The organism is Streptomyces sudanensis, from assembly GCF_023614315.1.
Classification (GTDB): domain Bacteria; phylum Actinomycetota; class Actinomycetes; order Streptomycetales; family Streptomycetaceae; genus Streptomyces; species Streptomyces sudanensis.
The window spans coordinates 226,076-237,239 of the sequence record NZ_CP095474.1 but is presented as its reverse complement, the minus strand read 5'-3'; the positions used below and the strand labels follow the sequence as shown (position 1 = coordinate 237,239).

General features: G+C 77.9%; 11 protein-coding genes and 1 pseudogene. 6 read left to right on the top strand and 6 right to left on the bottom strand.

Translation table 11 applies throughout. The annotated features are described in order from the left end of the window. Positions 1-24 precede the first annotated feature (24 nt). The 3 genes from MW084_RS01055 to MW084_RS01045 form a co-directional block, all read right to left on the bottom strand. Positions 25-318, bottom strand: a 294-nt coding sequence (locus tag MW084_RS01055; protein WP_275563425.1) for a hypothetical protein, incomplete at its 3' end; no start/stop codon positions are given. A gap of 529 nt (positions 319-847) precedes the next feature. After that, positions 848-997 carry a hypothetical protein gene (locus tag MW084_RS01050; protein ID WP_169331685.1) on the bottom strand — a complete coding sequence of 50 codons (150 nt, stop codon included), beginning with the start codon at positions 995-997 and terminating at the stop codon, positions 848-850. A 35-nt stretch (positions 998-1,032) separates the two neighbouring features. Then, a complete protein-coding gene (locus tag MW084_RS01045) occupies positions 1,033-1,383 on the bottom strand; it encodes a hypothetical protein (RefSeq protein WP_010468089.1) in 351 nt (116 codons plus the stop codon). A gap of 569 nt (positions 1,384-1,952) precedes the next feature. Here MW084_RS01045 and MW084_RS01040 point away from each other — a divergent pair. From MW084_RS01040 to MW084_RS01015, 6 genes and pseudogenes are all read left to right on the top strand, one after another. Next, positions 1,953-2,924, top strand: coding sequence for an SDR family oxidoreductase (locus MW084_RS01040; RefSeq protein ID WP_010468090.1), 972 nt, complete (start codon positions 1,953-1,955; stop codon positions 2,922-2,924). Positions 2,925-2,991: 67 nt separating this feature from the next. Next, entirely contained in the window at positions 2,992-4,143 is a 1,152-nt protein-coding gene (locus MW084_RS01035) for a polyprenyl synthetase family protein (RefSeq protein ID WP_010468092.1), read from the top strand. After that, the gene (gene crtI / locus MW084_RS01030; protein WP_010468093.1) at positions 4,140-5,669 is read left to right on the top strand and encodes a phytoene desaturase family protein; all 1,530 of its coding nucleotides are present in this window, start codon (positions 4,140-4,142) and stop codon (positions 5,667-5,669) included. The genes MW084_RS01035 and crtI overlap by 4 nt, the downstream gene beginning before the upstream one ends. Then, positions 5,666-6,652, top strand: a complete 987-nt coding sequence (locus MW084_RS01025) for a phytoene/squalene synthase family protein (RefSeq protein ID WP_010468095.1) — start codon at positions 5,666-5,668, stop codon at positions 6,650-6,652. The genes crtI and MW084_RS01025 overlap by 4 nt, the downstream gene beginning before the upstream one ends. After that, positions 6,649-7,404, top strand: a pseudogene (locus MW084_RS01020) (DUF5914 domain-containing protein); the annotation flags it as partial. The gene MW084_RS01025 and the pseudogene MW084_RS01020, both read left to right, overlap by 4 nt. A gap of 1 nt (position 7,405) precedes the next feature. Then, positions 7,406-7,654 (top strand): DUF5914 domain-containing protein (locus tag MW084_RS01015; RefSeq protein WP_275563424.1); only part of this gene is annotated, 249 nt, incomplete at its 5' end. Positions 7,655-7,661: 7 nt separating this feature from the next. Here MW084_RS01015 and MW084_RS01010 read toward each other — a convergent pair. Genes MW084_RS01010 through MW084_RS01000 form a run of 3 tightly spaced genes read right to left on the bottom strand, consistent with a single transcriptional unit; the run spans position 7,662 to position 11,124 of the window. After that, entirely contained in the window at positions 7,662-9,221 is a 1,560-nt protein-coding gene (locus MW084_RS01010) for an FAD-dependent oxidoreductase (RefSeq protein WP_010468101.1), read from the bottom strand. After that, positions 9,218-9,952, bottom strand: coding sequence for a methyltransferase (locus MW084_RS01005; protein WP_010468103.1), 735 nt, complete (start codon positions 9,950-9,952; stop codon positions 9,218-9,220). Before MW084_RS01005 ends, MW084_RS01010 begins: the two co-directional genes overlap by 4 nt. Continuing rightward, the gene (locus tag MW084_RS01000) at positions 9,949-11,124 is read right to left on the bottom strand and encodes a lycopene cyclase family protein (protein ID WP_275563787.1); all 1,176 of its coding nucleotides are present in this window, start codon (positions 11,122-11,124) and stop codon (positions 9,949-9,951) included. Before MW084_RS01000 ends, MW084_RS01005 begins: the two co-directional genes overlap by 4 nt. Positions 11,125-11,164: the final 40 nt, after the last annotated feature.

Below are 11,164 nucleotides of genomic sequence, written 5' to 3'. Positions count from 1 at the left end.
GCGACCGGCACCGTACCGGCGGGNGGCCGCCGGGGGGAACGGCGTCCGGGCGCCGGTACGGTGCCGGTCGCGCCGGCGCGGTGCCCCGCCGGCGGCTTCGTTCTGCTCGCCCTCCGCCGTCCCGGTGCTCGCCCGCTGTCCCGCGGTGGCCGGGGCGTGGGCGCGGGGCGGTTCGACGCCGGCGTACGGACCCGCGACGCGGCCCTCGACCGCGGGCGCCGGCGTCCGTAAGACGGCGAGGGAGAGGGCCACCAGGGGCATGACGAGGAGGACCAGGACCGCGGGCGGGAGTGCCCGGGCCGACTTCGGCGACCGCATGCGCAGCCCTCCCTCCTGGGATCACGGAGCCCGACTCCACCAAGACCACCTAAAGGCCGGGTCAATGAATCGTAATGTCGAGGGAGGGGCGGGGTCGCGAAAACACGGTGAACGGAGGGATTTTTCAGCCGGAAGGGCCCCGGGCGGCGGGGGAGGGGACCGGACCGCGCACGGGCCGGTGTGCCTCGACATCCGGGACCGGCTGCACCACGTCGGAGGACCGGACCGCGCACGGGCCGGTTGTACCGGTGCGGGAGGCGGCGCGGAGGGGCGAGCGCTCCCGTGGACGGTGGCCGCCGCCGTGTGACACGGCCGGTTCCGCCCGCCGCGACCTCATCGGTGGGCCGCTGGGACGGCCCGTGCCCGCGGGGAGGGGCGCGTGGGCGCCGTACGACGGCGAGACCGGAAGCGTCCGGCGCGGAAGACGTCCGGCACCGGAGGGCGACACCACCCGGACGGGTGCCCCCGAAACGGCCTCACCCGCACGGACGCGGTCGTCCGTGCGGGTGAGGGGAGCGGGGGCGGGGACTCAGCGGCGGCCGCCGCGCAGCTTGCCGAGCAGACGGAGGGCCTGCTCCCGCTTGCGCGGGTCGGCGGCGGCCTGCCGCGCCTGCTCCGTCAGCCTCCGCCCCTGCGGGCTGCGGCCGAACTCCTTGAGCCGATTCATCAGACCTGACATGTCGTCTCCTCCTCTTGCGGATGGCGGGCGGACGCTCAGCGGAAGAACGCCAGGTAGTAGTCCGCGAACTCCATGCGGTGCCCGCCGTCGTGGTCGTGCCTGTCCGGAACGTACTCCGGAGCGTTCTTGATCTCTTCCTTGGTGCGGGAGACGTGAACCACCCGCTCCGCCGTGTCCACGGAGGTGATGACCCCGGCGGGGAGAAGGACCTGCCTGCCGAAGATCCACGGTCCCGTGTCCACGACGAGGTAGCACGCGCCGACCTCGGCGGAGTGCTTGTCGACCTTGCCGACGGTGCCGTCCGTGGCCTCGACCCCGTAGCCGGTCAGGTCGGTGCCGGGAACGTAGTTCGCCGCCTCGGGACAGGCCCAGATGTCCGTGTGCACGTCGCGCTCCTCCTTACGCCCCGCAGGGGGGCCGATGGGTGACATCCGCCTGCCCCGTGAACCGGTCCCCATGCCTGCCGGGCGCGTCCGCCGGAAGAGGGAAGAGCCGCCAAGGCCCGCGGCACGGAAGGGAGTTGACACCCTGCGGGGCCCGACTCCGGCACGTCCGGACGGGCGAACGGACGGACGGGCGGACAGGCGTGCGGACGGTACGCGTACCCCGTCTCCCGGCCGGAAGACCGCGGGCCTTCGGAGGGCTTCGGGAGGAAGCGGGGGTTCCGGGGGCCGTGGGGATCCGGAGGCCGGGCCTCCGGCCGGACGCGGTGGTCCCCTCCCGCGCGTCGAGCCGTCCGGCGGTTCCCCGCAGGCCGCGGGAGGTGCGACGGGACCGCCCGGCGGGTGCGCCGGGGCGCGCCGGGGTGACGTCCGGGCGTCCCCCGCCCGCTCCGGGGTACGCGGAACCACGACCGGCGTCTGCCCCCGCCCCGCCGGCGGCCGGACGGGCCGGACGGGCGGGGTGCGCCCGACGCGGCGGGCGGGAGGCGCCCGGTACCGGAGGAGGTGGTTCCATGGCGGCGCGGACGAGTCCGCTGCACGGCCGCACGGCCGTCGTGACCGGCGCGGCGCGGGGCATCGGGGAGGCGATCGCCCTCCGGCTGGCCGAGCGGGGCGCCGCGGTGGCCCTGGTGGGGCACGAGGGGGACGCCCTCGCCCGGCTGCGGGAGCGGCTGCCGACCCGGGCGGAGTGCTGGGAGGCCGATGTCACCGACGACGCGCGCATGGCGCGGGTCGCCGCCGAGGTGGCCGCGCGGCTCGGCCCGCCCTCCGTGGTCGTCGCCAACGCGGGCGTGGCGGAGGGCGGGCCCTTCGCGGAGTCCGACCCCGCCGTGTGGCGCAGGATCGTCGAGGTGAACCTGGTGGGCAGCGCCACCACGGCCCGCTCGTACCTCCCGGCCCTCTTCGCGACCCGCGGCTACTTCCTCCAGGTCGCGTCCCTGGCGTCGATCGGCGCCGTACCGATGATGAGCGCGTACTGCGCTTCCAAGGCCGGCGTCGAGGCGTTCGCGCACTCCCTGCGCGCCGAGGTCGCCCACCGCGGCGTCGGCGTGGGCCTCGCCTACGTCAACTGGACCGACACCGACATGATCCGCGACGCCGGCACCCGCCCGGTGCTGCGCGAACTGCGCGGCCACCTGCCGCCGCCCGCCCGCGGCGTGCTCCCCGCCCCCCACGTCGCCGCGCGGCTGGTGCGGGCGGTCGAACACCGCCGGCCCGCCGTCTACGTCCCGCCGTGGCTCCGCGCGGTCCAGCCCGTCCGGGCGGCCCTGCCGGCCGTGGTCACGGCCTTCTCCCGCCACCGGCTGCCGCGCCTCGCCGCCGAGCGGCGGTTCGAGCCGACGGGCCTCCTCGGCGCGGGCGGCCGCGCCGACACCCAGGCCCCGCCGCTCCCGGGCACTGAGCGCGGGGCCGCCCGGGTGCCCCCGCCTGTGGGCCGTACCGGTGAGCCGCCCTCCGCCGGGCCCGGTACGGGGCAGGGATAAGCGCATCCGTGCCGGGGGCCGAGACGGAAGCACGGACGACAGGGACCGGAGAACGAAGGGGACGGGCATGCCCGGTACGCGGACGGACACGGCCTGCGGCGGCGGCCGGATCGGGCGGGGCGACGCGCCGTGCACGGCGCGCGACGCCGTCGCGGCCGTCGAGGCGGTCCTCGCCGAACACCTCGACGCCCGGGTGCGCGAGGCGCGCGAGGTGGACCGGGTCTACGCCCGCGACGTCGCCGACCGCGTCGCCGCGTTCACCCTGCGGCGAGGGAAGCGCCTGCGCGCCGCCTTCGCGTGGTGCGGCTGGCGCGCGGCCGGCGGGACCGGCGACCCGCGGACCGTACTGCGGGTGGGCGCCGCCCTCGAACTCGTCCAGGCGTGCGCCCTCATACACGACGACGTCATGGACAGGTCGCCGACGCGCCGGGGGGCGCCGTCCGTCCAGGCGGACTTCGCCCTCCTGCACCATGCGGGCCGCATGAGGGGCACACCGGAGCACTTCTCCACCGCCGCCGCCGTCCTCGCCGGCGACCTGGCCCTGGCCTGGGCGGACGACCTGCTCGCCGAGACGGCGCTGGGCACCCCCCACGCGGCGGCCCTCCTGGCCGAGTGGCGGGCCATGCGCGGCGAGATGGTCGCGGGGCAGTACCGCGACGTCCACGCCCAGGCGACCGCCGCGTCCGACGCGGACGAGGCCCTCGCCATCGCCACGCTCAAGAGCGCGCTCTACACCGTCGAACGCCCCCTCGCCCTGGGAGCGGCCCTGGCCGGCGGCGACACGGACACCCTGGACGCGCTCCACTCCGCCGGACGGTGCGCGGGGCTCGCCTTCCAGCTCCGCGACGACCTCCTCGGGGCCTTCGGGCAGCCCGCCGCCACGGGCAAACCGGCCGGCGAGGACCTGCGCGGACGCCGGCCGACCTACCTCTTCGCCGTGGCCTCCTCCCTCGCGGAGTCGTCCGGCGACGAGGAGGCGATCGAGGTCCTGCGACCCGAGGGGCCACCACCCACCGACGAGGAGGTCGCCCGGATGCGCGCCGCGATGGAGCGGACCGGGGCCCGCACGGCGGTCGAGGCGAAGATCGCCGAGCTGGCGGACGCGAGCGTCCGCCACTTCGCCCGGACCGGCGCGGACCGCTCCCTCCGGGAGGAGTTCGCCGCCTCGGTGGAGGTCGCGGCGGGCACCGCCCCGGGACGCGCCGGGGAGGACGCGTGAGGACCGTGTCCGGACCGACCGACCACGTCGTCGTGGTCGGGGCGGGGCTCTCCGGCCTCGCCGCCGCCCTCCACCTGCTCGGCGCGGGCCGGCGGGTGACCGTGGTCGAACGGGACCCCGGACCGGGCGGCCGGGCGGGCCGGGCGGAGTTCGGCGGGTACCGCGCCGACACCGGCCCCACCGTGTTCACCATGCCGGAACTGGCCGACGAGGCGTTCGCCGCCGTCGGCGACAGCCTGCACCGCCGGGTGGAGCTGGTGCCGCTGCACCCGGCGTACCGGGCGCGCTTCGCGGACGGCTCCGCCCTCGACGTCCACACCGACGCCGACGCCATGGAGGCGGAGGTGCGGCGGTTCGCCGGGCCCGCCGACGCCGAGGGCTACCGCAGACTCAGGAGCTGGCTGGAACGCCTGTACCGGGTGCAGATGGGCCGGTTCATCGACGCGAACTTCGACTCCCCCTTCCAACTGCTCCACCCGGACCTCGCGCGGCTCGCGGCGATGGGCGGCTTCGGCCGGCTGGCGCCGCGCATCGGCGCCTTCCTGACCGACCGGCGCCTGCGGAGGGTCTTCTCCTTCCAGGCCCTGTACGCCGGGGTGGCCCCCGCGCGGGCCCTCGCCGCGTACGCGGTCATCGCCTACATGGACACCGTGGCCGGCGTGTACTTCCCGCGCGGCGGCGTCCACGCCCTCCCGCGGGCCATGGCCGACGCGGCGGGCGAGGCGGGGGCGCGGCTGTGCTGGTCGGCGGAGGTGACGCGGCTGGAGCGCGGGGCGGGCCGGGTCCGCGCGGTCCACCTGTCGACGGGGGAGCGGATCGCCTGCGACGCGGTCGTCCTCACCCCCGACCTGCCCGTGGCCCACCGGCTGCTGGGCCGGGCGCCCCGCAGGCCGGTGCGGCTGCGGCACTCCCCGTCCGCCGTCGTCCTCCACGCCGGCACCCGCCGCACCTGGCCGTCGCTCGCCCACCACACGATCTCCTTCGGCGAGGCGTGGGAGGACACCTTCGACGAGCTGACGCGCCGGGGGAGCCTGATGAGCGACCCGTCGCTGCTGATCACCCGGCCCACGACCCACGACCCGTCCCTCGCCCCCGAGGGGCGCCACCTCCACTACGTCCTGGCGCCCTGCCCCAACACGGCGACCGGCCCGGCGCCCGCCTCCTGGCGCGACCTCGGCCCCCGCTACCGGGACGACCTCGTGGCCGAACTGGAACGCCGGGGACTGGACGGGTTCGCCGCCTCCGTCGAGCGGGAACTGCTCGTCACCCCGATGGACTGGGCGGCGCAGGGCCACGCGGCGGGCACCCCGTTCTCCGTGTCCCACACCTTCGCGCAGACGGGCCCGTTCCGGCCGCGCAACCTGGTGCGCGACTGGGAGAACGTCGTCCTCGCCGGCTGCGGGACGACCCCCGGCGTGGGCGTCCCCACGGTCCTCGTCAGCGGCAAGCTCGCCGCCGCCCGGATCACCGGCGCCGCCCGGCCCGCCCGCGCCGCCGCGTCCGCCCGGCGAGGAGGCGCCCGGTGACCCGCCGCGAACTGGACGCCGCGGGGGTCGCCGACCCCCGCCTGCGCGCCGCGTACACCTGGTGCCGCCGCCTCAACGCCCGGCACGGCCGGACGTACTTCCTCGCCACCCGGCTGCTCCCCGTCGAGCGCCGGCCCGCCGTGCACGCGCTCTACGGCTTCGCCCGCTGGGCGGACGACATCGTCGACGACCTGGCCCGCAGGCTGGCACCGGAGGAACGCGACCGGCGGCTGCGCGCCCTGGAGGACGACCTGGCGGACGGACTGCGCGGCACCGGCGGCGGCGACCCGGTGGTGCGGGCGGTGGCGGACACCGCCGACCGGTACGCGATCGACCACCGGCTGTTCGCCGACTTCATGGCCTCCATGCGCAGCGACCTCAGCGTCACGGACTACCCCACGTACGCGGACCTGCGCGCCTACATGCACGGCTCGGCGGCCGTGATCGGGCTGCAGATGCTGCCGGTGCTCGGCACGGTCGTCCCCCGCGAGGAGGCCGCGCCGCACGCGGCGGCCCTCGGCGTGGCGTTCCAGCTCACCAACTTCCTGCGCGACGTGGGCGAGGACCTGGACCGCGGCCGGGTCTACCTCCCGGCCGACCTGCTCGCCGCGCACGGCGTGGACCGCCCCCTGCTGGAGTGGAGCCGCCGCACCGGGCGCCGTGACCCCCGCATCCGCGCCGCGCTCGTCGCCGCGGAACACCTCGCCCGGGACGCGTACCGGGAGGCGGAGCCGGGCATCGCCATGCTCGACCCCCGGGTGAGGCCCTGCATCGGCGTGGCCCGCACCCTGTACGGCGGCATCCTCGACGCGGTCGCCGACGACGGCTACGCCGTGCTGCACCACCGCTCGGCGGTGCCGCGGCGGCGCCGGGCCGCCGTCGCGGCAGTGGGGCTCGCGCACGTCCTGGGCGCCCGGGTGCGCGCCCGCGCGGTACGGCCCGCGCCCGCCGGAACGACGGAGCGGAAGGAACACGTCCGATGAGAGCGACCGGGGGCGGCAGCGGCTGGACCCCTCCGCTGAGGATCCGCCGGGCCCCCTGCTGGGACCGGCAGCCCCCCACCTGGCGGGAGGCGAGGCCCGCCCTGATCGCCGACGCGCTGCGGCGGGCGTCCGCGAGGCCGTCGGGCAACTGGTTCGTCGTCGGCGCCTCGCGGGACGTGGCCGCCGGCCGCCCGTACGGCAGGACGGTGGCCGGCACGGAGGTCGTCCTGTGGCGGGCGCGGGACGGCGCGCTGCGGGCGGGGCCGGGCGCCTGCCCGCACCTGGGCGCCCCGCTGCGCGACAGCCGGGTCGTCTGCGGGACGCTGCGCTGCCACTGGCACGGGCTGGCCCTGGACGGCGGGCCCTTCGCCGGGTGGGAGCCGTTCCCCGCGTACGACGACGGGGTGCTGGTGTGGGTCCGCCTGGACGCGGCGGGCGGGGAGGAACCGCTGGAGCGCCCCGCGGTCCCGGAGCGCCCCGAGCCGGGCGGCGCGGTCGACGCCGTGTTCACGGCGGTGGGGCGGTGCGAACCGCAGGACGTGGTCGCCAACCGGCTGGACCCGTGGCACGGCTCGTGGTTCCACCCGTACTCGTTCGTCGGCCTGCGCGTCCTGGGCGAGCCGGACGGGGGCGCGCGGGACGCGTTCGCGGTGGAGGTGGCGTTCCGCGTGGCGGGACGGCTCGTCGTCCCCGTGCGCGCGGAGTTCACCGCGCCCGGGCCGCGCACCGTCGTCATGCGCATCACCGAGGGGNGAGGGGGCGGGCTCGGTGGTGGAGACGCACGCCACCCCGCTCACCGCCCCCGGCTCGCCCCGCCCGACGACCGCCGTCGTGGAGGCGGTCGTCGCCGCGTCCGACCGGCGCGGCTTCGCGATGGCCCGGGCCGCCGCCCCGCTGCTGCGCCCGCTGATGCGCCGGGCGGCCGGCCGGCTGTGGCGCGACGACCTCGCCTACGCCGAGCGGCGCCGGGAGCTGCGCGCCGACGGCCGCTTCCCCGGCTGACCGGCGGTCAGCCGTCCCCCACCAGTGCGGCGAGGGCCCGCAGCGCGGCGGTCCGGCCCGTGCGGGGCACGGTCCACAGGACCTGGCCCCGCACGCCCCAACCGGCCAGGAGCGCGTTGGCGGCGAGGAAACCCGTCGTCGCGGCACGCTCCATCAGGGCGACCGGCAGGTCGCAGCGGACCGCGTCGCCCGCCGCCACGACCCGCGGGTCGCCCGTGCGGACGGCCGGACGCCGGTGGTGGGAGCCGACGGGGAACATCGGGCAGTCCGCCCGCCACTCGTGCCGCGCGTCGACGGCCCGCGCGTCCCGCGTCTCCGGGTACACCTCGTGCAACTGCTCCACCAGCCGGTCCTGCACGTCCTTCCGCTCGGCACCCGGGTCGACGGCGTACGCGTGCAGCTCCACCACCGACCCACCGGTCCGCGCGGCCCAGCGCGCCGCCTCCCCCTCCCAGCGCTCCAGGACGCTGACGTTGTCCAGGCCGCCGTAGCCGCTGGTGCCGAGGAACCCCGGCCGGTCCCGCCGCACCGGCCGGTCCAGCCACAGCCGCGACACGAGGAACGGCGGCGCCTCCCGCAGCGACCCCACGTCCTCGCGCCACGCGCCGCCGCCGAGCCCCGGGGACGCCGCGACCAGGGAGCGCAGGGCCCCGGAGTCCAGGGCGAGCACCACCGCCCGGTGCCGGCCGCTCCCCCCGTCCGCCTCCACCACCAGGTGCTCGCCGTCCGGGCGCACGGCGAGCACCGGCGTCCCGGTGCGCACGTCGGCGCCGAGCCCCTCCAGGTACCCGCCCAGCGGCTCCCACAGCGCCTGCGGGTACGGCTCGCCCGGCACGTCGAACAGCAGCCCCTCGGAGGACCCCAGGAAGTAGATGTGGAACATCACCATCAGCTCGGCGGCCGACAGGCCGCGCGGGTCGGCGAAGAAACTGCGGGAGAAGACCTCGAACGCCAGGTGGCGGGCGGCCTCGGGGAACCGGATCCGCTCCAGGAGGTCCGCCGCGCTCACCCGGTCGAACCGCTCGTACACCTCCGGCACCCGCACGTCGAACAGCGGCAGCGCCGCGCGCGGGGCCATCCCGGCGAGATCCCGCCAGCCGAAGGTCGGGCTGAGCGCGGCGAACCCGAGCGCGCTCCACGGCGGCGTGCGCGGGACCCGCGCGAACCCGTCGGTCAGGCCCCGGCGGTGCCGCAGCGGGTAGTCGGGCAGCGGCACGAGCCGGTCCAGGCCCGGATCCGTCCGCCGCAGCAGCCCGCGGAGGTTGTAGTACTGGCGGAAGAAGGCGTGGAAGCCGCGGCTCATGGTCGCCTCCGAGCCGTCCGCCAGGCGGGTGCGCCACCCCCTGACGCGCCCGCCGAGCGTCTCCTCGCGCTCGTACAGGGTGACGCGCACGCCGCGTTCGGCGAGCGCCGTCGCCGCGGCGAGCCCGGCGATGCCGCCGCCGACCACGGCGACGTCCGGCCGGTCCCCGGTCAGGCGCTCCCGCCCGGGCGCGGGCAGGAGCACCTCCGCCCGCCGGTCCCGGCCCCTGCGTGCGGCCGCCCGCCGCCGCGCCGCCGCGCTCATCGGCCGCCCTCCCGGTCGTCGCGGCGCCCGTCGCGGGCGAGGAACGTGTGCACCACGCCCGTCTGCCAGCCGGCGACCGGCAGCGTGCGCACGCCGTCGAACCCCGCACGCGCCAGCCGGGCCGCGAAGGCGGGCGCGGAGTCGAAGGCGAGGACGCTGCCCCACAGGTGGCGGTAGAGGGCCCGGTCCCCGGTGAGCGTCCCCGCCGGGACGATCACCCCCCGGCAGACCGCGTTCCACAGCGCGCGGTGCCGTGCCGCCCCCCCGAGGCTGTACTCGTGGACCGCCAGGCGCCCGCCGGGCCGCAGCACGCCGCGCACCGAGGCGAGGACGCCGTCGGGGTCGGAGACGTTGCGGAAGAGGTACGCGGCGAACACCGCGTCGTACGGCTCCCCGGCACGGTCCGGGGCCAGCTCCTCGGCGCGCAGGTGCCGGAAGCGCACGTTCCCCGGCCACCGCTTGGCCAGGGCGCGGCGCAGCATGCCGGCCGACGCGTCGACGGCCGTGATCTCCGCCCGGGGGGCGGCCTCCAGCAGCGCCCGCGTCGAGGCGCCGGTGCCGCACCCCAGGTCCAGCAGGCGCAGCCCCGCCCCCTCGTCCGGGAGCCGCAGGCGCCGCGCCGAGCGCCGCAGGCCGGCGCGGTGCCCGGGGTCGGCCGCCGTCAGCAGGTCGTAGGAGCGGGCGGCGTGGTCGAAGGCGGCGGTCAGGTCGTGGTCCCGCAGGAGCGTCACAGGGGGTCCTCTCCGGATCCGGTGGGGGTGCGGCGCCGCAGGAAGGGCAGTTCGGCGGCGGTGCGGAGCATGGGGCCGACGGGGGTGCGCAGGCCGATGCCGAACTCCTCCCACGGGGAGGTCGCCCCGTCGAGGAAGCGCAGCAGGCGCTCGGCCGGGACGCGGCGGAACAGGCCGGTGAAGAACTCCGGCCCGTCCACCCGGCCGGTGTCCAGCGCGCGCAGCAGCACCGCGTCCACGGCGAGCGCCCGCCGGCCGTGCGGGGGCGGCACGATCTCGCCCCCCTCGGCCAGCGCGCGGGCCGTCCGCCGGCTCTGCCGCTGCACGGCGGCGAAGGTGTAGCCGGTCGACGGCCGGGTCGCGCCGCCCGCCGCGCCGATGCGGTACACGGCCCGCCCGACGCGGCGGGGGAAACGCGCGTCGGTCATGGGGATGACCCCCTGCTCGGCCGACTCCACCGACAGGGCGCCCAGCCGCAGGACCTCGCCGGTGTAGTGGCGCAGCGCCGCCTCGTACGCGGCGGTGGCGAGCGGGGCGCGGGAGAACTCCGTGTACTCGACGAGCGCCCGGTCGGGCGCCAGCGGCAGCACGTAGCCGAACGCGAGGCCGTGGCGCGGCTGCGGGACGCGGAAGTCCATCAGGTCCGCCACGCCCGGGTCGAAGCACGGGGCGGCGGTGCGCACGAACCAGCCGCGGAAGTGCTGCAGGAGCGTGGTGCGGGCGGGCGGCAGCCGGCGCGGCGGCCGGGAGTCGAAGGCGTACCGCGCCCGCAGGACCAGCGGACGGCCGCCGGGCGCGGTGCAGCGCACCTCCGCCCCGCCCGCCCCGTCCCGCACCTCGTGCGCCGTCGCGCGGACGAGGCGCGTCCCCGGCCGGCGGGCCAGGCCGGAGCGCACCAGCGCCTCGAAGGGCCCCGAGCGCAGCATCCGGTAGCGCAGCGGCGCCGGGTCCACGGTGACCGCGCCGCCGTCCGGGCCGTGCACCCGCAGCCGGGACCAGGAGGCGACGACCGCGTCGCCGAACTCGCCCGGCCCCTCCTCCCAGTAGCACCAGGTGCGTTCCGCGGGGCGCAGCGGGCCGTCCGGCGCCTCCACCACGGTGACCGCGACGCCCCCGGCGCGGGCCAGGTGGTGCGCCAGGCTCAGCCCGGAGGCCCCGCCGCCCACGATCACGTCCCTTCTACACCACTGACGCTGCCGACGACNCCCGCCG